Origin of the sequence: Streptomyces sparsogenes subsp. cuspidosporus, from assembly GCF_039532705.1 — a bacterium.
GTDB lineage: Bacteria > Actinomycetota > Actinomycetes > Streptomycetales > Streptomycetaceae > Streptomyces > Streptomyces sparsogenes.
This window is the reverse complement of record NZ_BAAASD010000001.1, coordinates 294225-315542: the sequence shown is the minus strand read 5'-3', so window position 1 is coordinate 315542 and position 21318 is coordinate 294225. Positions and strand designations below refer to the sequence as shown.

At 71.7% G+C, this 21318-nt stretch carries 16 protein-coding genes and 2 pseudogenes; 7 read left to right on the top strand and 11 right to left on the bottom strand.

The window, feature by feature from the left end:
• Positions 1-142: 142 nt before the first annotated feature.
• The 5 genes and pseudogenes from ABFY07_RS01150 to fxlM form a co-directional block, all read left to right on the top strand.
• Positions 143-901, top strand: a pseudogene (locus ABFY07_RS01150) (uracil-DNA glycosylase); the annotation flags it as partial.
• A gap of 689 nt (positions 902-1590) precedes the next feature.
• Positions 1591-2151 (top strand): annotated as a pseudogene (locus ABFY07_RS01145) (NUDIX hydrolase); the annotation flags it as partial.
• A 594-nt stretch (positions 2152-2745) separates the two neighbouring features.
• Entirely contained in the window at positions 2746-3921 is a 1176-nt protein-coding gene (locus ABFY07_RS01140) for a methyltransferase domain-containing protein (RefSeq protein ID WP_346172851.1), read from the top strand.
• Between the two features lie 146 nt (positions 3922-4067).
• Positions 4068-4319 carry an NUDIX hydrolase gene (locus tag ABFY07_RS01135; protein ID WP_346172850.1) on the top strand — a complete coding sequence of 84 codons (252 nt, stop codon included), beginning with the start codon at positions 4068-4070 and terminating at the stop codon, positions 4317-4319.
• A 112-nt stretch (positions 4320-4431) separates the two neighbouring features.
• Positions 4432-6750 carry a methyltransferase, FxLD system gene (gene fxlM, locus ABFY07_RS01130; protein ID WP_346172580.1) on the top strand — a complete coding sequence of 773 codons (2319 nt, stop codon included), beginning with the start codon at positions 4432-4434 and terminating at the stop codon, positions 6748-6750.
• Positions 6751-6781: 31 nt separating this feature from the next.
• Here fxlM and ABFY07_RS01125 read toward each other — a convergent pair whose 3' ends face one another.
• Both ABFY07_RS01125 and ABFY07_RS01120 read right to left on the bottom strand, forming a co-directional pair.
• Entirely contained in the window at positions 6782-7177 is a 396-nt protein-coding gene (locus tag ABFY07_RS01125) for a VOC family protein (RefSeq protein ID WP_346172579.1), read from the bottom strand.
• A gap of 104 nt (positions 7178-7281) precedes the next feature.
• Positions 7282-7926 (bottom strand): LysE family translocator, encoded by a 645-nt coding sequence (locus ABFY07_RS01120; protein ID WP_346172578.1) that lies wholly within the window; start codon positions 7924-7926, stop codon positions 7282-7284.
• 466 nt (positions 7927-8392) lie between these two features.
• Here ABFY07_RS01120 and ABFY07_RS01115 point away from each other — a divergent pair, with 466 nt between their 5' ends.
• A complete protein-coding gene (locus ABFY07_RS01115) occupies positions 8393-9523 on the top strand; it encodes a methyltransferase domain-containing protein (protein WP_346172577.1) in 1131 nt (376 codons plus the stop codon).
• 133 nt (positions 9524-9656) lie between these two features.
• Here the strand turns inward: ABFY07_RS01115 and ABFY07_RS01110 are convergent, their stop codons facing one another.
• Positions 9657-10055 carry a VOC family protein gene (locus ABFY07_RS01110; RefSeq protein WP_346172576.1) on the bottom strand — a complete coding sequence of 133 codons (399 nt, stop codon included), beginning with the start codon at positions 10053-10055 and terminating at the stop codon, positions 9657-9659.
• 93 nt (positions 10056-10148) lie between these two features.
• Here ABFY07_RS01110 and ABFY07_RS01105 point away from each other — a divergent pair, with 93 nt between their 5' ends.
• The gene (locus ABFY07_RS01105) at positions 10149-11138 is read left to right on the top strand and encodes a helix-turn-helix transcriptional regulator (RefSeq protein ID WP_346172575.1); all 990 of its coding nucleotides are present in this window, start codon (positions 10149-10151) and stop codon (positions 11136-11138) included.
• A gap of 100 nt (positions 11139-11238) precedes the next feature.
• Here ABFY07_RS01105 and ABFY07_RS01100 read toward each other — a convergent pair whose 3' ends face one another.
• The 8 genes from ABFY07_RS01100 to ABFY07_RS01065 all read right to left on the bottom strand — a co-directional run bounded on the left by ABFY07_RS01100 (position 11239) and on the right by ABFY07_RS01065 (position 21303).
• Positions 11239-13518 (bottom strand): glycoside hydrolase family 3 N-terminal domain-containing protein, encoded by a 2280-nt coding sequence (locus ABFY07_RS01100; RefSeq protein ID WP_346172574.1) that lies wholly within the window; start codon positions 13516-13518, stop codon positions 11239-11241.
• Entirely contained in the window at positions 13515-15449 is a 1935-nt protein-coding gene (locus ABFY07_RS01095) for a cellulase family glycosylhydrolase (protein ID WP_346172573.1), read from the bottom strand. The genes ABFY07_RS01100 and ABFY07_RS01095 overlap by 4 nt, the downstream gene beginning before the upstream one ends.
• A gap of 89 nt (positions 15450-15538) precedes the next feature.
• The gene (locus ABFY07_RS01090; protein ID WP_346172572.1) at positions 15539-16591 is read right to left on the bottom strand and encodes a LacI family DNA-binding transcriptional regulator; all 1053 of its coding nucleotides are present in this window, start codon (positions 16589-16591) and stop codon (positions 15539-15541) included.
• Complete coding sequence (locus ABFY07_RS01085; protein WP_346172571.1) at positions 16588-17415, bottom strand: carbohydrate ABC transporter permease; 828 nt, start codon at positions 17413-17415, stop codon at positions 16588-16590. The genes ABFY07_RS01090 and ABFY07_RS01085 overlap by 4 nt, the downstream gene beginning before the upstream one ends.
• A gap of 14 nt (positions 17416-17429) precedes the next feature.
• A complete protein-coding gene (locus ABFY07_RS01080; protein WP_076971631.1) occupies positions 17430-18368 on the bottom strand; it encodes a carbohydrate ABC transporter permease in 939 nt (312 codons plus the stop codon).
• Positions 18369-18420: 52 nt separating this feature from the next.
• Entirely contained in the window at positions 18421-19710 is a 1290-nt protein-coding gene (locus ABFY07_RS01075; protein WP_346172570.1) for an ABC transporter substrate-binding protein, read from the bottom strand.
• A 149-nt stretch (positions 19711-19859) separates the two neighbouring features.
• The gene (locus ABFY07_RS01070) at positions 19860-20198 is read right to left on the bottom strand and encodes an FCD domain-containing protein (RefSeq protein WP_428836839.1); all 339 of its coding nucleotides are present in this window, start codon (positions 20196-20198) and stop codon (positions 19860-19862) included.
• Positions 20199-20304: 106 nt separating this feature from the next.
• On the bottom strand, positions 20305-21303 hold the full coding sequence (locus ABFY07_RS01065) for an aldo/keto reductase (RefSeq protein WP_428836838.1): 999 nt from the start codon (positions 21301-21303) through the stop codon (positions 20305-20307).
• Between the last annotated feature and the right edge of the window lie 15 nt (positions 21304-21318).

Here is a 21318-nt window from a genome sequence, read left to right as displayed (position 1 = left end):
GGTGGACGGCTCGTACCGCACTGCATACGGGTGTCTTGCCATGCCAAGTCTATCGACGAACCCTTGCGCGAGCCGGTCGAACAGCAGCCGGGAGCGCCCGGCCACCGCCCGGGTGCGACCAACGACGAGGAGGAGGCCGAGCATGCGCACCAACCGCCGGACGACGCAGAAACCTGACTTCCCCGCGCGCACCGCTCCCCGCACGGGCTCGCTGGACGAACTCGACGCGGTAATCGCGACCTGTCGGGCCTGTCCGCGCCTGGTGGCCTGGCGGGAGGAGGCCGCGCGGGTCAAGCGCAGGGCGTTTCGGGACTGGGAGTACTGGGCGCGTCCGGTGCCCGGCTTCGGCCCGTCGGACGCACCGCTGACCGTCGTCGGCCTGGCGCCGGCCGCGCACGGCGGCAACCGCACCGGGCGCATCTTCACCGGCGACCCTTCCGGCGACGCACTGTACGCCGCCCTGTACGACATCGGACTGGCCTCCCAGCCCACCGCCACCCACCGGGGCGACGGGCTGGGGCTGTGCAGGGTGCGGATCACGGTGCCGGTGCACTGTGCCCCACCCGACAACCGGCCCACCACCACCGAGCGGGACACCTGCCGGCCGTGGCTCGCTCGCGAGCTGGAACTGCTGCGACCCACTCTGCGGGCGATCGTGGTGCTCGGCGCGTTCGCCTGGCAGGCGCTGTTGCCGGTGCTCGCGGAAGCGGGATGGCAGACGCCTCGCCCGCGCCCGGCCTTCGGACACGGAGCCGAGGTCATGCTCACCCATGCCGGCGACGGACGGCCACTGCACCTGATCGGCGGCTACCACCCCAGCCAGCGCAACATGTCCACCCGCACCCTGACCCCCGCCATGCTCCGCGACGTGCTGCGCCGCGGAGCCGAGGCCGGCGGGCTCCTGGCACTGGACCCGCAAGTCGCGGCCGATGGTGCCGGTGGGGCCAGGACCGAACCGGGCTACGGCCGGCTCGGGGCCAGGGCCCGGCGAGGGAGGTGCCCATTGCCTCGCGAGGAAGATGCCCATTGCCCGGCGTTCGGCGTTCGGCGTTCGGCGTTCGGGGTTCGGGGTTCTGGGTTCGGGGTTCGGAGTTCGGTGAGGCGGTGAGTGGTGAGGGTGTAGGCGCCGGGCCGGCCGGCTCCGGTTTCACCGCGAGCAGCGGACCACTTCCCTACCGGTCTCAGCGTTTCGGCCACACGGGCAGCGGACTGGAGCCGCGCGAATCCGGGGTGCGTGTATCCGCCACCCCGAGATGCCGCGGAAGCAGCTTCGTCTTAAACACGTGTGTTCGATCTCGCCGTTCCCCTCGTTGACCCTGGCAGCGCCGATCCGATCGCACCCCCGCAAGAGGAGGGCAATTGACCTCTGCAGTTGCCATGGATGCCAAGATCGAAACACCTGAGAGCAGAAGGAGGGACCGCAGTACCGCTCCTCGACGCTCACCGCCTTCCAGGAGAAGCCCCTCACCACGGCGGGATCGTCCGGGAGGGCACCTACCCCCAGCTCTCCCAGCAGCCGGACCGTTTCCGGCAGCTGCTGCCCTGCCAGATCACGTCCGGGCCTGACGGCGAGAAGCGCGAGACCCCCGCATGAGCAGCCCCGGTGCCCCCTCAGCACACCCTGCCGAAGCATCCGCCCCTGTCGCCGAGGACCTCCCCGACGCTCCCACGTCTTCCCGAGGTGATTACATGCCGCTCACCTGTTCCCACATACGCGCGACTGTCGAGGCGTACCTGGCCCGGCACCCACACGAGCGGGAATCCCTCGCCGGGCTGCTGTCCCTCCTGGACCGCGCCGACAACCCGGCCGGCCGTGCCACGCTCCCCGGTCACGTCACCTGCAGCGCGGCGGTCATCGACCGGGAGCAAAGCGTTCTGCACATCGGTCACAAGGCCACAGGGCTGCTACTCAATCCAGGTGGCCATGTCGAGGACGACCGGAGCCTCCTGGCCGCGGCGCTGCGGGAAGTGTGCGAGGAGACCGGCCTCCGGCCGGGCGATCTGTGCCTTACTCCGCAGTTCGTCGACGCTCCGATCGACATCGACGTCCACGACATCGACGCCAACCCGGCCAAGGGCGAGGACGAACACCAGCACTTCGACTTCCGCTTCGTCTTCTACCTCGTGCCCGAGCAGCACCCGCAGCTCTTGCTGCAGGACGATGAGGTCGTCGGCGTCCGGTGGCTTGAGTTCGCCGACGTCAGGTCCCCGACCTTGCGCGCCAAGCTCTTGGACGCCCGGGGCCAGGGCCTCGACGGGCGGCCGGAGCCGGTCAACGCCTCCGCTCTGATCCACGACGGCCACGGCAGGTACTTGCTCCACCTGCGGGACCAGCGTGAATATATCTGGGCCCCTGGCAGGTTCGCTCTCCTCGGGGGCGGCCGCACCGTGGAGGACGTCAGCGTGGAGGCGACCCTGCGGCGGGAGGCGTCCGCGGATCGGCCTCGTCTTTCGGGCCCGCGCCTGGTCCGGCACCCCGGCCGTCCTGGAACCCGACCGGTGCGTGGAGTGGCGGTGGTGGAACCCGAAGGATCTGCCGCCCGCCGTCGTGCCCTACACCCGGCAGGCGATCGACGGAGTGCTCGCCGGGAGCTCGTATTCGCAGAGGGGGTGGCACGACCAATGAGCGCCCTGGATACGTGCTCCCCCGGCGGAGTCCAGGCACCAGGACACGTCGCACGGCCGGCAGGCAGCGAGCCGTCGTCGGAGACGGCGGAGGGTCCGGCTGCCGCCGCCCGGGCAGCGATGGTTGCCCAGCTGGAGGAATCCGGGGTGCTGGGGCCGGGGCCTGTCCGCGATGCCTTGCTGGCCCTGCCCCGCGAGGTGCTGATGCCGCAGGCGTACGTGCGGCGCAGTGCCCCGGGCGAGGAGCCTCCGCGGTGGGAGCTGCTGGACTGGTCGGCGCCGCAGGACCGCCCTGAGCTGCTCGGGCTGCTGTACGGCGGGGACAGTGTGCTGGTCCAGCACGACGGGGAGCCCCTGCTGGGCCGCGTGCGCGGGACGCGGTCGGGGGCGTCGATCACGTCGATGTCGACGGTGATGGGCCTGACCGCCGAGCTGCTGGAGGAACTTGATCTGCGCCCGGGGCAGCGGGTGCTGGATGTGGGGACGGGCACGGGGGTGACCGCCGCGGTGGCTTGCCAGGTCTGCGGCGACCAGGGGGTGGTCACCCTCGACCGGGACCGGCATCTCACCGACGCAGCCGCGGTCCGGCTGGCCGGCCTCGGCTTCCGGCCGGACGTAGTGTGCGGCCAGGGGGATGCGGGGTGGCCCGCGCGGGCGCCGTACGACCGCATCTTCGTGTCATACGCGGTGGGGCGCATGCCGACGGCTCTCGTCGAGCAACTGGCCCCCGGGGGCCGCCTACTGGTACACGTCACCAGCGCGTCCCCGTCCTGGCCCGCCCTCGCCGTCGTCGAGCGCACCCCCGCCGGGCAGGTCACGGCGGAGCTGCGGGCCGTAGAGTTCGCTCATCGGGCCGGTCACGGGATAGAACGGATCTGGCTGGACAAGGAGTTCCGGCAGCGTATCGCCACCGAGCAGGGCACCTGGACCCAGCGAAGCATGCTGGCGCCGCCCGCGGACACCGACCGGGGCCTGTGGCTGGCAGCGGACCACCTCCTCGGCGGGCTGGTGCGCGACTTCGGCGCCGAGCACCTGTCTGTCGGCGCGCCCGGCTGCGGCTCGTGGCTACGGGTGGAGCCGGTGGGGCGCAGTCGCTGGGATGTCACCATCCACGGTCCGCGCGACATCTGGAAGGAACTCCAGGATCTGGCCGTCCGGTGGCGGGTGGCCGGCGGCCCCAGCCGCTACCGCCTCCTCTTCGAGCCGGACGGTGGTCAGCGGGTCGTATCGGCGTGCGGCCGGCTGTCCTGGCACCTCCCCACCCCCCGCCCGCTCGACGAGGGAGCTTCCACGTGACCTACGCCGACAATCCCTTCCCGGGCCCGGCTCCGGGAAAGACGGCACTGTACGCGGCAGCCGCCCCGCCGAACTCACCCGCCGAGTACGACCGCTACCGGTCGACCAGAGACGGAAGCCTGCGGACGTACGAGGCCGGCGGCACCATGGACAAGGGCGAGCGGCCGTGGGAGACGGCCGTACGCGAATGCCGGGAGGAGACCGGCCTGACCGTGTCCGGGCCGCCCCGGCTGCTGGCCACCGTGTACGGGCTGCCGGCGCCGAGTGGCCGTACAGCACGATCGGCATGGTCTTCGACGGCGGGCGTCTCACCGCGGCTCAGATCCGCGGCATCACCCTCAATCCGCAGGAGCACGACGAAGTCCGTGTCCTGCCCCTGGCCGGGTGGCAGGCCCTGATGCAACGACCGGCACTGGGCGCTGCCGACACGGCAGCCAGCCGCCCTCTATGGCTCCGGCCTGTCCTGACACTGCACCACCAATCGCGTCTTTCACCATCGAGGAGCGACCTGTGGGATACACCCGCAACGACTGGTCCGAGTACTACGGCGGCGGGCGAGGCTTCCGGCGGCTCGGGGACGAGGAGAGGGACCTGCTCGTCGAACACGCGCCGGCGCCCGAGGGCGGCCGTGCGCTCGACATCGGCTGCGGCACCGGCGAGCTGTCCGGCTACCTCGCCTCCCTCGGGTACACCGTGGACGGTGTGGACTTCGCCGAGGGCGCGCTGGAGCGGGCCCGCGCGGAGCACACCGGAGTGGCAGGGGTGCGCTGGCTGTGCCTGGACGTGGAGCACGACGATCTGGCCGACCTCGCCGACGGCGGTTACGCCCTGGTCGTGCTGCGGCTGTGCATCGCCTTCATCCGCGATCGCGCCCGTGTCCTGCGGCGCCTGGCCGCACGGCTGCGCGACAGCGGGGTGCTCGTCATCATCACGCCGGTCGTGGAACACACCGCTGACGAGCGGCGCCACGCCGCGCTCGACGAGAGGGAACTCGCCGCGTTGACCGACGGATTCGAGCACGCCGAGCGATTCGACGCGGAGGGCCTGGCTCTGCTGGTCCTGCGCGGGCCGGCCGGCTCGTTCAGCGCGGAGGAGAAGCTGAGGCCCGAGCCGCAGGCCGTTTTCGGTGCCGCGGTGGTGGTCACCGACGCGTCCGGCCGGGTCCTGCTGGGCCGCTCAACCCGGGACATGTGGGAGCTGCCCGCAGGCCGCGTCGAGACGGGCGAGGCCGCGCAGGTTGCCGCCGTACGGGAGTTGGCGGAGGAGACCGGGCTGATGGCGCGGGTGGAGGACGCCCACGTCATCACCGTGCTCCACGACGACCGCCTCGACGTGCGCCGCGTCACCGCCGTGGTCCGGGTCACCACCTGGAGCGGTGAACTCGGCCTGCGCGAGCCGCACCGCTTCGTGCGATGGGAGTGGCACGACGTGAACACTCTGGGCACCCTCGGGAAGATCTTCGCGCCCAGCGCCCAGGCCCTTTCCGCGGTATGGCCCGGAGTGCTTCCGGGGTTGCCGCCCACTCACTCCTACGCGTGCTCCACTGCCATCCCGCCGGTGCCCGGAGAGCCGGCCGAGGCCGGGCGGCTCCGCGAGCGCATGGCGGACCTCGTGACCGAGAAGGGCTGGGCGCCCTCTCCCCGGGTCCGGGCCGCGCTGCGCGAGGTTCCCCGGCACCGTTTCGTCCCCGAGGCTCCGCTGGAGGCCGCCTACCATGACGACCTCGCCGTGGTGACGGTCCGGGAGTCGCCCCGGACCGCGCTCAGCTCCGTCTCCGCAGCCTGGCTGCAGGCCGACATGATCGAACAACTCCGGCTGGAGCCCGGGGGAACCGTCCTGGAGGTCGGCTCCGGCGGGTACAACGCCGAACTCCTGGCACACGTCCTCGGGGAGCGCGGGCGCGTGGTGACCGTGGACGTCGACCCGTACGTGGTGCACCGCACGCAGCGGCTCTGCGCGGAAGCCGGCAGCGGTCGGGTCACCGCCGTCCTCGGCGACGGAGGTCTCGGTGCCCCCGGCCAGGTCCCCGTCCACGGGTTCGACGGGATCGTGATCACGCACAACGCGTCGGACGTCGCCCCGGCGTGGCGAGAGCAACTCGCCGAGGGGGCGCGGTTGGTCGTTCCGCTGGCGATGGGCGGCTACACCCGCTCCCTCACCCTGGTCCGGCGCGGTGACGTGCTCCACTGCGAGCACTGGACGTACTGCGGGTTCGTGCGGGACCGCGGTGCCGCCGCCCGTGCCACCCCCGCCGTCCCCCTGGCCGGCGGCGACGTCACGGTGCGGTGGGAAGACGGTGAGCCTGGCGATACCTCCGGGCTCGAGAAGGCGCTGCGCGGACCGCGGCGCGAACTCACCACCGGACTCGTCGTCCGCGGCATCTTCAATTTCGAGACCCTGCAGATCTACGCCGCGACCACGCTGCCGGGGTTCTGCCGCCTGGCCGCCCCGGAGGGTTCCACCCTGATCGCGCAACAGGACGCGGCGGCCATGCTGTCGGACGGCTCCCTCGCCTACCTGACCCACCGCAAGATCAAGGACGCCCCGGACCCGGCAGACCGCCTGACCGAGTTCTTCATCCACGCCTACGGACCAGCAGCCGACCAGTTGGCGGAGCGCTTCGCCGACCGCGTGCGCACCTGGGACCAGATGGTGCGCGAGAGCGGCTACCCGCCGCTGACCATCCACCCGGCCGGCACCCCGAACGGGCAACTGCCGACCGGCGACGTGCTCGACAAGCCCTCAGCGAGGCTCGTCTTCCAGTGGCCTGGACGCGTGCGCGACAGGGCGCAGGGCCTGCTCGCTGCCGGCGGACAACCTGGACCATGATCCACCAGGCGAGATCATTTGACGACAGGTCCTAGACCTGCGGTGCGAGGGTGCGCAGGACGTCGAACTCGTTGCCCTCGGGGTCGGCCATGACCACCCAGTTCCGGTCTGGGCCCTGACCCACGTCCGTCTTGGTGGCGCCGAGGCCGAGCAACCTGCTCACCTCGTCCTCGGTGCTGCCGTCGACAGGGCTGACGTCGAGATGAAGCCGGTTCTTGACCGTCTTGCCCTCGGGCACACGGATGAATACCAGGGTGGGCGGCATCTGGCGAGCCTGGACATCCTCGACGGTCGGCACCCAGGAGCCGATCTCGACCTTGCCCTCGCTCCGCTCGATCACTTCGAAGTCCAAGACCTCGCACCAGAAGGCCGCGAGTCTCTCCGGATCGTGGCAGTCAACGACCAACTCGGTGAACCTGCTTGTCATGCTTCTCCCAGATAGTGCGGACGGGGCTCAGCGTAGGCCGCCCGTCCGGGAGCTCCGAGATCTTTTTGACCAGGGACATCACGGGCTTGGTCCGGAGGAAACGCCTAGGCCGAGACAGGCGTGCGGGACAGGGCGGTGCGCAGCGCGAAGACGCCGAGCAAGCCGCCCGATACGAACCGCTGAGCGGTCATCACGCGGGGCCGGCCGACCAGAAATCCCGACACCCGTGCTGCGCCCAGCATGATCAGAGCGTTCACGGAGATCCCCACGATGATCTGCACACTACCGAGCTGGAGCAGTTGCGCCCAGTCCGGGCCCGCCTGCGGATCCATGAACTGGGGCAGAAGAGCGGCGTACATGAGAGCGATCTTGGGGTTGAGCAGGTTGGTCAGGAGCCCCATCGAGAACAGGCGGGCGTCGGAGACCGGAGGCAGGTCCTGGGCCGGGGAGAAGGGCGAGCGGCCACCGGGCTTGAGCATGCCCCAGGCCAGGTAGGCCAGGTAGGCGGCCCCAGCGAGCTTGACCACCGTGAACGCCAGCGGCACGGCGGCGAACAACGCGGACAGACCCGCGGCCGCGGCCAGCAGGTAGCACAGGAATCCCACGGCGGTCCCGCTCAGGCTGACCAGGCCCGCCCTGCGGCCCTGGGTGATCGCGCGAGAGGCAAGGTGGATCATGTTCGGTCCCGGAGTCAGGGCCATGCCCAGTTCGACCAGGGCCACTCCCCCCACGGCGGCCAGACTGATCACCGGTCAACTCCTGATCGTTCGCCGGGCACCTGGTACCCGGGGTGGGGCGGAGCCCGGCTGCGACGGGCGGCTGCGGGCGCATCGGCAGTGCGTGCATCGCCTGCCTCAGGATACGGCCCTGGCCCTCGGTGTCTCCGTGCACCCTGACTCCAGCCGGTCCGCACTGCCGGCCGCCGCCCGGTGCCGGCGGCTGGGCGACGACGCGCGGTGCCCGGCCAGATCGCCGGCGCGCGGCCGCGGGCAGGCGCACGCACCCCGGCTCGCTCACCCGGAGCACATCCGTACGCCCTACCGCACGACCTGTCCCCACGCCAGCATGACCCTCGTATCCACACGGATCGAAGGGGGGAGCCATGGCAGGCAAGCATGAGAAGCCCGAGCCCGACCCGGGCCAGGGCACACCGCCGCCGGGGAACAGCGACGGCCAGGTGCCACCACCGCCTCCCGGGAACGGCAAGCACAAGAAGTGACGGAGTACGACGAGCAGCGAGACCGCCTGGCGGAAGTGATGGACGAGCGTGGGGCATGGCCCGCCCGGTCTCCATGGATCCGTCAGGCCGTCGACGCGCTGCCGCGGCACCACTTCGCCCCCGACCGGCTCTGGCGTTGGAACGGCCACGCCTACATCCCGGTCGACCGCGATGCCGACCCCGAACAGTGGGCGGCCGAGGTCTACGCCTCCCCGGACACGGCTGCGGTCACCCAGGTGACGGACGGCGTGCCGTCGTCGAGTCTGTCGGCGCAGGGCGTGGTGGTGGACATGCTCGACTCGCTTCTCGTCGAGCCCGGTGACCGCGTGCTGGAGCTCGGCGCGGGCACGGGGTGGAACGCCGCTCTGCTGGCCGAGCGGGCGGGGCCGGGGCGTGTGGTGAGCGTCGAGGTGGACGCCGAGCTGGCGACGGCCGCGGCCGGTCGGCTGAAGGCGGCCGGCGCGGACGTGGCCGTCGAGATCGGCGACGGCGCGGCAGGCCGGCCATCCGGTGCGCCGTACGACCGCTTGATCTCCACCTATGCCGTGTCCACGGTGCCGTGGGCGTGGGTGGAGCAGACACGGCCGGGCGGCCGGATCGTCACCCCGTGGGGCCGCATGGGACACGTGGCCCTCACCGTCGCTGACGACGGCCGCTCCGCCACAGGGTGGATGCAGGGGCTCGCGATGTTCATGCCCGCCCGCGGCACCCGGTCGGCGCTCGGCTGGCGGCAGATCCACGGCGACGGCCCACCCGACGACGAGCGGCCCTTCGGGCGGGATCTCCGCCCGCTGAGGGAGGACCCACACCTGCTGTTCGCACTCCGCGTCCAGCTGCCCGACGTGCGGGTCACCACGGGCGTGGACGACGACGGGGTGAACGTGTGGCTCCATGACGGCGTCGCGTCGTGGGCGACGCTCACCACGCTCCCCGACGGTCGGGCCACCGCCTACCAGGGCGGCCCGCGGCGCCTCGCCGACGAGCTGGAGCCCGCGTGGGACTGGTGGGTGAGCGAGGGCGAACCGACGCTGTACGACTTCGGGATGACGGTCGAGCCGGCCCGGCAGTACGTCTGGTGCCGGGACGCCGCCACGGGCCCGCGCTGGCCCGTTGCAGCTATGGCGTAGCCCGTCCTCGGAAGGGAGTCAGCGCCATCGCCCCGGCCGGCCCGCGAGGAGGGGGCGACCCGGTGCGGCGAAGGCACGTGCCGGCCACCTTGGCACTCACGGCGGCCGCCCGCGTGAACGGCTTCGCGTGGCGTCAGCGTGTGAACTTTTCGATGGCCGCTGGAGTGACGGGGGTGAAGAAGTTGATGAGGTTGCCGTCGGGGTCACGGAACAGCAGCGACCGGTTGCCCCAGGGCATTGTGGTGGGCTCATTGACGAAGTCGGTGACGAAGCCGGTCAGGTTCTGGTGAACGCGGTCCACGTCGTCGACGAGGAACTCGGTGATCACGCTGTGGTTGGCCGCCGGGCGGGCAGAGCCCGGGGCGAACAGCGGGACGGTGCTGGTGCCGGCGATCGCGAGGGTGGCGCCGGCGGTCTTGAGTTCGGCGAAGACTTCGGTGGCCCACGTCGCCCGCACCCCTGTGGCTCGCTCGTAGAACTCGACGAGGCGAGCTACGTCGCTGGTGATGATGCGGATCGAGACGAACTCCATGGAGATCTCCTTGGCTGTGCTGGAGGCGTGCACTGCGCAGACTAGGAGGAATAGTGGACAGAATCGGTCCTCTATTCAGGTAGGATTGTGCACATGTCCCGACCCACTGCCCGCGTGCTGACACTCCTGGAGCTGCTGCAGTCGGGCGGCACCCGGACGGTGGCCGAACTGGCCGACCGGCTCGGCGTCGAAGGGCGCACCGTGCGGCGGTATGTGGACCAACTGATCGACCTGGATGTGCCCGTGGAATCGGTGCGCGGCCGCTACGGCGGGTACCGGCTCGCTCCCGGGTACCGCTTGCCTCCGCTCATGCTCAGCGACGACGAGGCGCTGGCCGTGCTGCTCGGCCTGGTCGCCGGCCGCCGAGCAGGGCTGACGACGGCGCAGCACACGGCGAACGAGACGGCATCGGCGAAGATCCGGCGGGTGCTGCCCAGGCACATCGCCCGCCGGCTCGACACACTCCTGGAATCCCTGGCCTTCACGGAACAGCCCGGGGAGTTCGACACCCCGGACACCGGGGTCCTGCTCACGGTCGCCGATGCGGTACGCCACCGCCGGCCGGTCTCGATCCGCTACACCGACCGCGACGGACGGCGCACCGAACGCACGCTGCACGCGTACGGGATCGTCGCCCATGCGGGCCGGTGGTACGTCACGGGCAAGGACGCCCGGATCGGCGAGGACCGGACCTTCCGTCTCGATCGCATCGCGGACGCGCGGACCCTGCCCGGCTCATTCGAGGCGCCCGTGGGTCCCGGTCCGGCGCAGCGCGTGTTGTCGGCGTTCGCCACGGCCGAGTACCGGCATGAGGTGGCCTTGCGGATCCACGGGACAGTTGAGCACATCCGCGCCCACCTGCCCGCCGGCATCGCGCACCTGGAGGAACACGAGCCCGGGGCAGGCCAGGACCAGGCGACCGAGCGTTGGCTGCGCGTCGAGCTGCGGGCGGAGCGGCTCGACTGGTTGCCTCCAGTGCTGGCCGCACTCGACCGGCCGTTCGTCATCGAGCGCCCCGATGAACTGCGCGACCTCGTCACCGCGCTCGCCGATCGCCTGGGGTCCTGCGCCCGCCGAGCCTGACCGCGAGGAACCGATGTCAGGTGGCCGGATAGCCGACGGGGACCGTGGCCGCGCCCTGCCGCGGCCACGTCCGCCGCACCGCCGGGAGGCCCGACCGCGATCAGTCCGGGCCCGCGACCACCAGCCTCGCCCCCTGGGCACGGTCGGATGAGGGCCCGGTCTCCACGAGGAGAGTCCCGGGTTCGACGGCGAGGCCGAGTTCCCGGGTGACGGAGCCGAGGGTGTCGGCGTCGATCCGGAACACGGCGTCGGCCTCGTCCCCGGGGCGCAGCTCGAGGCGGGCGAATCCGCGCAGCTCGCGTACGCGGGGCCAGGAGGCACCGCCCGACAGCCGCCGTATATAGAGCTGGACCGTCTCGCGTACCGGCCGCTCGCCGGTGTTGCGCACGGTGACCCGGCAGGTGAGGGTGGGATCGTCGGGGGTCACACGGGCGCGTGACAGCCGCGGTGGCGCGTAGGCGACCGTGGTGTACGACAGGCCGTGGCCGAAGGCGTACCGGGCGGTGGCGGGCTGGTCCGCATAGCCGCGGTACCCGTGGTCCTTGGCGTTGTAGAACACCGGCAGTTGCGCGGCCGACCTCGGTACCGACACCGGCAGCCGCCCCTGCGGCTCCGCCGCGCCGAACAGCACGTCGGCGACGGCCCGTCCACCCCACGGGCCCGGGTACCAGGCGCTCAGCACGGCGCGTGCGGTGCCCGGAAGGTCGGGGACGGCGTGCGGACGGCCCTGTACGAGCACCACGGCGACCGGGACACCCGTGGCCGCCACCGCGTCCAGAAGAGCCAACTGCCCTTCGGGGAGGCGCAGATCGGCCAGATCGGCGCCCTCTCCGCAGGTCGTGTCCGCTGGGTCGGCGGAGGTGACGACGGCCGCGCCGTTGGAGTCGAAGACGGTGTCGCCGGACCGGGCGCTGGACCCGCCCAGGACGAGCACCGCGATGTCCGCCGCCGCCGCCAGCGCGGCCGCCTTCGCGACACCGGACGGATCACCGCCCACCAGCTCACACCCGCGCGCATAGGTGACCTCGGTGTCCGGCGGGGCGGCCGACCGGATGCCCTCCAGGATCGTGACGTGGTGGGAGCCGGGCCGCTGCGGCGCGGTGTAGTCGCCGATCTGCTGGGCGATCGAGTCGGCGTTCGGGCCGAGGACGGCGATCCGGCGGGGCGCCGGTGTGATCGGCAGGACCCCTCCGTCGTTGGCGAGCAGCGTGATCGAGGCGCGGGCCATGCGTTCACTCAGCTCGCCCGGGTCGCGATGCTGTTCCCCGGGCGCCTCGGCATGCGAGGAGAGCCGGTCGAAGAGGCCCAGGCGGAACTTCAGGGTCAGGACCCGGGCCACGGCGGTGTCCAGGGTCCGCTCCGCGACGAGCCCCTGCGCGACCGCCTCGCCGAGCCTCGGCCAGCAGGCGTCCCAGAGGCTCAGATCGCATCCGGCGTTCAGGGCCAGGGCGCCCGCGGACACCGGGTCTCCCGTGAGCCGGACCAGGCGGTCGACGGCGCGGCCGTCCGCCATGACGATGCCCTCGAACCGCCATTGGTCCCGGAGCAGTTCGGTCAGCAGCGCCCGGTTGGCGACACAGGGCAGGCCGTCGAATTCGTTGTAGGCCGCCATCACCCCGGCGGCGCCGGCCCTCACGCCCGCCCGGGCCGCCGCGAGATGGATCTCGTGCAACTCGCGGGCGCCCAGCTCGGTGGCCGCGCTGTTGCGCCCGCCGACGGTGGCCCCTTGGCCGGCGAAGTGCTTGAGCACGACGGCCACCCCGGCGGCGCGCATGCCCCGCACCAACGCCTCGGTGAGCCGGGCCGCCAGGTACGGGTCCTCGCCGAAGCACTCCTCCGCGCGGCCCCAGCGCGGGTCGCGCACCAGGTCGAGGGCCGAGACGAGCGCCACATGGCCGCCCCGTGCCCGCAGCTGTGCCCCGGCGGCGGCCGACGCGGCCTCGTAGAGCTCGGGGTCCCAGGTGGCGCCGACGGCGAGGTTGACCGGCAGCACGGTGCCGTCCAGGGCCTGGTGGCCGTGGGGAACCTCCTCGACGAGGAGCACCGGTATCCCCAGCCGGGTGTTCTCCGTGACATGCCGCTGCACCGCGTCGGCCACCCGGGCCCCGTCCGCGGCCGTGATGCCGTCGGCGAAGCCGACACCGGACCACGGGTCGGCCCGCTGGAGCCCGTACAGGGCTCCCATGCCGTCGTACGCGGCGACCTCGGCGCGGAAGGCGTCGGTGAGCCGGTGGCCGTCGGCCGTGCGCTCGTAGGCGTTCCAGCCGTACATGCGCTGGTTGACCTGGCCGACCTTCTCGGTGAGCGTCATGCGCCCCAGCAGATCCCTGACCCGCTCCGCCACGGGCGCGGAGGGGTCGCGGTAGAGGTGATCGGTCACCTCAGCTCCAGGACACGGACGCCGTACGGAGGGAGGGTCACGTCGGCGGTCGGCTCGCCGGAGGCGAGATCGTGCAGTGTGCCGTCGGCGGCGGGGCGGACGGTGAGCTCCACGGGGCTCTGGCTGACCAGCCATACGAAGCGGCGCCCGTCCTCGTGGACGAGCAGGTCCGCGCCGACGTGCGGGCTGTCGATGGTCACCGGGCGCCGGACCCCGGCCACATCGGCGAGCGCCGCGTACAGGCGGTGGGTTTCCTCGGGGTTGACGCGGGCCGTGCGGGCGGCCATGTGCTCCAGGGGGTAGGTGGCCAGCACGGTGCGGCCGCGTCCGGTGTCGCGCACCAGGAGAGCGGGCCGGCCGTGTGCGTCGACGGCGACCACACGGGCGTCGCCGGGGAGGACCGGCAGGTACGCCCGGCTGTCCTCGTTGCCCGCGACGGGGAAGCGCAGGGTGTCCCCCGCGGTCAGCCCGCCGAAGTCGTCGGTGAAGGTCATCTCCAGGACATCGTCCTCGATGGGCTCGGCGACACCGTAGGACAGCTGTAGCTCGACGCCGAACAGCCCGTCCAGGTCATCGAACCACGGGCCGCGGGTTCCCGGGTGCTCACCGGAGCAGAACGAGAGATAGACCGTGGCGCCCTCGTGGGCGCGGTGTTCGAGCTCGCGCCGGGTGCGCGTGGTGAGCTGACGGGTGGCCGGCAGCAGATACAGGGCCGCCTCGCCGGGCAGGGCGTCGGCCTCGCGGGTGAAGCCCACCGGCAGGTCGGCGGCGCGGGTGGCGACATAGCTCTGGTGCAGGGAGGTGAAGATCAGTGGTCGGTCGGCGGGCCTGCTGTACGGGTAGCCGCGCTCCAGGAAGGCGGGCACCACCAGCGCCGCCTCCGCGTCGGCGCGTCGGCAGTGCGCGAAGTCCACGGCCTTCAACACCTCGGCGAACCGGGCCAGTTCGAGCAGCGGGGCCTTCGGGGCCCCGGTGCTGTCGGTGATGCCGAAGTGCATCTCGAAGGGGTGGTGGTCGTACGGCGAGCGGTCCCACAGATCGTCGTAGTCGGTGTTGTTCCAGGCGATCCAGCCCGTCGCCCCGCCGAGCAGCGAGTTGTGCAGGGTCTGCCGGTAGTAGATCGCCGCGTTCCGGGCGGACACCGTGTCCGTGGAGAGGCCGAACTCCTCCAGGACGACGGGGTGTCCGGTGACCGAGGCCAGTTCGCACTCGAAGGCGGCGCGCAGGTGCTGACGGGGCCGGTCGGTGTCGGAGCGGTACACATGCGGGCCGACGAAGTCGATGTACTCGGCGGTCTCGCGCAGCGAGAAACCGTTGTCGCGGCCGGTGACCTCGATGCCCCACGCGCCGTCGCCCAGCGAGACCGGCTGGGTGCCGCCGGCGGCCCGCACGGCGTTGCACATGGCCTGCGCCCAGGCCGTCACCACCTCGGAGGAGGGCGGATCCACCTGGTAGACGCGGCCGTATCCCGGCATCTCATTGGTGATGAGCCAGCCGGTGACCGCCGGGTGGTCCTTGAAGCGGCGGGTCATCTGGGACACGAACCACGCCTGGCGGCCGACCATCCACACGTCCTCGTACAGATCGCGGCCCCCGCGCCAGGCCGGGTCCCAGTTCTCGCCCGACATGTGCCCGACGATGAAGGTGGGCACCGTGGCCATGCCCGTCTCGCCGTGGGCGTCGAGGAAGTCGCGGAAGTGTTCGCACAGGGCCTCGTCGATGCGGTGCGGCGCAGGGTGGAAGTCGGGCCAGTAGAAGAACGACCGGGTCATGGTCAGGCCGTGCTCGTGCAGCACCCGCAGTTCCGCGCGGACCGTCTTGGGGTCGTAGTCGCGCCACATCAGGGGCCCGCCGGTGCGGGACCAGAAGTTGGCGCCGAGCCAGGGCAGGACGGCGGGGTGGTGGGTGAGCTGGGCGCTGTGGCGTCGCATGGTCCTTCTCGGATGTCGGGGTGCGGTGTGGGGGTACGCGGTGCCGGCTGGAATTGCCGGTCGGGGTGGCGGCGTGGCCGCCGCGGGTGTCAGCCGGGGGAGGCGGGGGCGGGCCCGGTGGACTCGCGGACGACCAGACGGGGCCGGTCGTCGAGCGCCGTCTCCTCGACGTCCTCGCCGCAGTGGGCGAGGAGCAGCCGGGCGGCGGCCGCGCCGACCCGCTGCACCTGCTGGTCGACGGTGGTCAGCCGGGGGTGCAGCCAGCTGCCGAGGGGCAGGTTGTCATAGCCGACCACCGACACGTCGTCGGGGACGCGCAGGCCCTCGCGCTGGGCGGTGCCGATGCCGCACACCGCCATGGAGTCGTTGGCGTAGACGATCGCCGTGGCGCGGTCGGGGGCCTTCAGCAGCGCCCGGGTCGCGGCCACGGCGGACACTTCGGTGAAGTCGGTGTGCAGGACCGCGTACGGCCGCAGACCGGCTGCCTTGAGGGCCGTCTCGAAGACACCGCGCCGCAGCCGGGTGTGCTGGAGATCGGCGGGGCCCGCGACATAGGCGATGCGCCGATGTCCGAGGTCGAGGAGGTGGCGGACGACCTCCTCGACGGCGGCGCCCTGGTGGCCGAGGCCGACGCTCGGCACCGCGGCGGCACGGTCGGGGGGACCGAGCAGCACGGCGGGCAGGCCGAGGCGGGCCAGCAGATGGGGGCGCGAGTCGTCCGTGCGCGCGTCCGTCAGCACGGCTCCGTCGACCCGGCCCTCGGCCGTGAGCTGCCGGTAGAGGGCGTTCTCCTCCTGCGCCCCGGCGACCAGGTGCAGCAGCAGACCGTAGCCGCGCGGGGCCAGCTCGCCTTCGATGCCGGTGATCAGCTCGCTGAAGTGCGGGTCAGCGCCGAGCACATCGGTGGGGCGCCGCACCACCAGCGCGAGCGTGCGGGTGCGGGCGTTGCGCAGGGCGGCGGCGGGTGCGCTCGGCGACCAGCCGAGCGCACCCGCGGCGTCCAGGATGCGCTGCCTGGTCGGCTCCGACAACCGGCCCTTGCCGTGGAACGCCTGGGACACGGCCGCCGTCGACACCCCGGCGGCGGCCGCCACCGCCTTGATGGTGGGCCGGCGCCCCTGCCTCCCGGTGGGCGCGCTCACATCTTCACCGCGCCGCTGACGAGCGCCTGCTGCATGCGCTTCTGCAGCACCGTGTAGACGATCCATACGGGGACGAGGGTCAGTACGGTGCCCGCGGTGAGGACGCCGTAGTCGGTGCCGGTGACCGCCCTGAGCGTGGGCAGGGCCGACTGGACGGTGCGCTGGTCGGGGTCGGGGCCGATGATGACGAGCGCGTACAGGTACTCGTTCCAGAACGTCAGGAAGTTCAGGAGGATCACGGTGGCGATGCCGGGCAGGCACATCGGGGTGTAGATGTGGCGCAGCACCGTGTAGGTGGACGCCCCGTCGATCCGGGCGGCCTCCTCCATCTCCCTCGGGATGGTCCGCATGAACTGCACCAGGATCACCACCGACAGCGGCATCGCCGTCGCGGGCAGGAAAAGCACCATGAAGAGCTGCGTATGGAACAGCCCGGTGGCCGCGGCGAGCAGGAACGTGGGGAAGAGCGCCGCGAAGGTCGGGATCAGAAAGCCGAGCGAGAACACCTTCTCCATCGCCGAGGCCAGCCGCCCGGTCGACCGGGCGAGCGCGAACGACGCGGGCAGTGCCAACAGCAGGGTCAGCGCCAGGGAAAGGGCCGTCACCACGGCCGAGTTGACGACGGCCCGGCCCAGGGAGGCGCTGTCGTAGGCCGTCCGGAAGTTGCCGAAGCCGAGCGAGTCCGGCAGCGCGAAGGGATGGGCGAAGATCTCCTCGTTGCTCTTGAACGCGGAGGCGAGGAAGTAGTAGAGCGGCACGATCAGCAGCACCGCGTAGGTCCACACCAGAAGGTGTGCGGGCAGCCAGCGTTTGCCGAGTTTCATGGTGACCGCTCCGATCAGTAGTTCTGGCGAAACGCACGGCGGATGGCGAGCAGCCCCACGAGCCCGGCCAGAAAGAGGACGACGCCCACGGTCTGGCTGTAACCCAGGTCGGCCGCCATGAACGCCTTCTGGTACACGAGGAACGACAGCGTCGTCGACGAACTGCCGGGGCCGCCCTGGGTGAGCAGCAGCACGTGCTGCGCCGAGCCGAAGAGGGTCCACAGGAACTGCAGCATGGTGACGACACCGACATAGTCGCGGATCACGGGGAAGTGGATGCGCCACATGGTCCGCCAGTGCCCGGCTCCGTCCAGCTGCGCCGCCTCGCCGAGTTCGTCGGGGACGCTGTCGAGCCGGGCGGCGAACAGGACGGCGGTGAAGCCGATCCCGCTCCACACGTCCAGGGCGATGAGACAGGCCAGAGCCGTCGACGGCGAGGCGAGCCAGGCGTCGGTGAGCGAACCGAGCCCCGCGGACTGCAACGCGCCGTTGACCAGCCCGTCCGGGGACAGCGCCGCGTAGAACACCATGGCCTTCGCGGGGGTGGAGATCAGCCCCGGGATGAACAGCAGATAGCGGATGACGCGGTGTCCGGGGGGTTTCTGCGCGACGTAGTAGCCCAGCATATAGGCGCATACGATCATGATCGGCAGCGCCACGGCCAGCTGGACGGCGGTGTTGTTCACCGCGTCCCAGAACACGGGGTCGTCGAGGACCGTGCGGACGTTGTCCAGACCGGCGAAGGACACCGGTTGGAGCATCCCAGGCCAGTGCAGGGCGGCGATCACGAAGATGGCGATCACCGGACCGATCATGAAGATCGCGTACCAGACCAGCGCGGGGACGGCGAGGATCGTGCCGCCCTGTCGGGGTGTGCGGGAGTGAGCCGTGGCGGAGGACGGAGCGGGGTGGCGGATCGCGGCCCCGCCCGGGGGCGACGTCAACGTCGTCATGAAGTGACTCCCGTGAGGTGGGCTCGAGGGGATGAGCGAGCGGGCGGGCGGATCACGCGGAGCCGTACGCGGTTTCGAGTGCGGCGCGGACCTTCGCGGCGCTGGTGCCCCGGGTGAAGGACGTGCTGGTCGCGGTGATCAGCGGCTGAGTGGCGGCGGGCGGGACGTATACGTCGGGCAACAGCACCTGGCTCACCCGGGAACCCAGCCGTTGCGCGGCGGCGACCAGCGGAAAGTCCGTGCTGACGGCGTCGGAGCGCAGCGCCATGTCGCGACCGCTCTCCTTGATGAAGCGGGAGACGGTGTCGGGGCGGTACATGAAGCGCAGGAACTTCTCGACCGCGTCGATCTTCTTGACGCCGTTCGGGCTGATCCAGAACGCGATCAGGGTGTACGTCCGCAGGATGGTGGGCTTGTCGTGCGCGGAGCCGTCGGCCAGTGGCCAGCCGCCGACCTCGGTGTGCCGGGCCACCTCCTCGGGCACCTTCGCCAGCGCCGACGACATCGCCGACTCGATCGCCGCGGACCGGGTGTTGAACTGCGTGGTCATCAGGTCCGAGGTGAGGCCCTGCGCCTTGTCGGCGAAGACGCCCGCGTCCCGCAGCGTCACAAAGTATTCAATGCCCTCCCGGGCACCCCTGCTGCCGAAGTCCCCGGTGGAGTAGGCGTGCCGGGCCTCGTCCTCGGTCAGAAAGGTCTGGATGATCTGGGCGAGCAGCTTCTGCCCCGTCCAGTCGTTGCCGCCGACGGTCACGGGCGCGATTCCCTTGGCGCGCAGCTTGCGGGCCGCGGCGATCAGCTCGTCACCCGTGGTGGGTATCGCGTCGACGCCCGCCCGGTCCAGCAGCGCCCTGTTGTAGGCGATCGGCCAGTTGGTGGCGAAGTAGGGAAAGGCCCGCAGCCTGCCCTTGGCGTCGGTCCACGCGGCGAGGGCCTCCGGGCGCACCCGCTCACGCAGCCCCCAGTCGTCCAGGTAGCCCTTGACGTCGACGGTGGCGCCGACGTCCGTCCAGGCCAGCGTCTTGTCATAGAGGTTGACCATCACCACGTCCGGCTCCTTGCGGGCCAGCCGGGAGGTCTCGTAGACCTGGGCGAGGTCGTCGCCGTTGATGAGGTTCTTGACCTCGAGCCCCGGATTCTCCTTGCGGAAACGGTCCAGGGCCGCGAGGTAGGTGGGCGATCCCGGCGCGGTGGTGCCCAGTTGGCTGTGCACGACGAGCGTGTCGGGATCGGAGTCCGCCGCGGCCACCAGGGAGCAGCCGGACAGGGCAGGCAGGACGGTCGTGGCGGCAAGGCCCGAACCGGCGGCGAGGAGGCCGCGCCTCGTCAGCGGTGAGTGCACTGCGGGGTGTCTCCAACCAGGCGGTTAACGAGTGGTTAATCGATCTACCTCGAGGGTGTGAGGAATGTAGGAGCCGCTTCGCTTCCGGTCAAGCCCTGGGGCGTGCGGTCGTCTCCGGCCAGGAGTTCCCCTCCGCCGTCGATCTGGTGTCAAGCCCTGGGGCGTGCGGTCGTCTCCTGGGACGCGGTGTCCGTGCGGTGCCGCACCCGGCTGGAGCGCAGATGCCCCGCCATCGTCTCTGCGGCCCGCTCGGGGTTGCGCCGCACCACCGCGTCCAGGATCCGCTCGTGTTCGTCGATCGTGGTACCCACCGCCCCCGGGGCGCTGGTGAGGCGGAACAGGTGGAGGTGGGCATGGAGGCGGTGCACCGCGTCGGCGAGCAACGGCCGGCCCGCCGCCCGTGCGAGCGTGTCGTGGAACTCCTGGTCCAGCAGCGCGAAGCGGCGGTAGACCGCGTAGCTGTTGCCGGTGTCGGGGTGGCGGCGCATCTTCACGCCCTGTCGCCAATCATAGAGAATCCGCAGGTCACGTCACGCCTCGATCCGCTGGTGGAGCGTCTCACCGGTGGGCCGCCGTGGTGGGCGTCGATGACGGTCAGCGCGATCTCGTTCCGCCCGGGGGTACGGGTATGTGTCCGGGCAGCAGGCCCTCCGCGCGCAGCGCCGCCCACACGCCGTCGGCCGGCGGGCGCCTCCACTGCGCCGCGGCGTCGCGGACCTCGTCCGCCGAACGCGCGCCGACCAGGACGGAGGCGACCGCCGGATGCCCGAACGGGAACCGGAGAGCCGCGGCGCGCAGGGGCACACCGTGCGAGGTCGTGATCTCCTGCATCCGTGCGGCCCTGCGGAGGGGCTCCTCGGGAGCCGCGGTGTAGTCGTACATCGCGCCCGGAGTGGGGTCGGCGAGCAGCCCGGAGTTGAAGACGCCACCGATGATCACGCTCTTGCCGGTCTTCTGCGCCGCGGGCAACAGGGTGGCTGCGGCGTCTTGTTCGAGGAGGGTGTAACGGCCCGCGCACAGCACGGCGTCGACGTCCGTGTCGGCCAGGAAGCGGGTCAGCATCCGGCTCTGGTTCATGCCCGCGCCGATCGCGCGGACCACTCCCTGCGACCGCAGCTCCTCCAGCGCCGGATACGCCTCGCGGAACGCCTGTTCCTCGTGGTCGTCGGGATCGTGCAGCAGGGCCAGGTCGACGCGGTCGAGTCCGAGGCGGGTGAGGCTGTCCTCCAGGGAGCGGCGTACGCCGTCTGCGCTGAAGTCCCAGCGGCGCCGGAGCGTGGCCGCTACGGCGAAGCCGTGATCGCTGTCGTCGCCGGGGCCGTCGGCCGGATCGAGGACGCGACCGACCTTGGTGGACAGGACGTAGCTGTCACGGGGTCGGGTGCGCAGCACCGCACCGAGCCGGCGTTCGGCCAGGCCGAGGCCGTAGTGCGGCGCGGTGTCGAAGTAGCGGATGCCCGCGGCCCAGGCCGCTTCGACGGTGGCCGTCGCCTGGTCATCGGTCACCGGCCGGTACAGACCGCCGATCGAGGCACCACCGAAACCGAGCGCGGTGACGGGGACGCCGCTGCGACCGAGGGTGTGGACGGCCAGGGGTGGCGTGTCGGG

Excerpts from the sequence above, each read along its gene's own strand:
- ABFY07_RS01140 (WP_346172851.1), top strand. The coding sequence starts at position 2,746 with ATGGTTGCCCAGCTGGAGGAATCCGGGGTGCTGGGGCCGGGGCCTGTC.
- ABFY07_RS01135 (WP_346172850.1), top strand. The coding sequence starts at position 4,068 with ATGGACAAGGGCGAGCGGCCGTGGGAGACGGCCGTACGCGAATGCCGG.
- ABFY07_RS01125 (WP_346172579.1), bottom strand. The coding sequence starts at position 7,177 with ATGACAAGCAGGTTCACCGAGTTGGTCGTTGACTGCCACGATCCGGAG.
- ABFY07_RS01110 (WP_346172576.1), bottom strand. The coding sequence starts at position 10,055 with ATGGAGTTCGTCTCGATCCGCATCATCACCAGCGACGTAGCTCGCCTC.
- ABFY07_RS01105 (WP_346172575.1), top strand. The coding sequence starts at position 10,149 with ATGTCCCGACCCACTGCCCGCGTGCTGACACTCCTGGAGCTGCTGCAG.
- ABFY07_RS01095 (WP_346172573.1), bottom strand. The coding sequence starts at position 15,449 with ATGCGACGCCACAGCGCCCAGCTCACCCACCACCCCGCCGTCCTGCCC.
- ABFY07_RS01085 (WP_346172571.1), bottom strand. The coding sequence starts at position 17,415 with ATGAAACTCGGCAAACGCTGGCTGCCCGCACACCTTCTGGTGTGGACC.
- ABFY07_RS01080 (WP_076971631.1), bottom strand. The coding sequence starts at position 18,368 with ATGACGACGTTGACGTCGCCCCCGGGCGGGGCCGCGATCCGCCACCCC.
- ABFY07_RS01070 (WP_428836839.1), bottom strand. The coding sequence starts at position 20,198 with ATGCGCCGCCACCCCGACACCGGCAACAGCTACGCGGTCTACCGCCGC.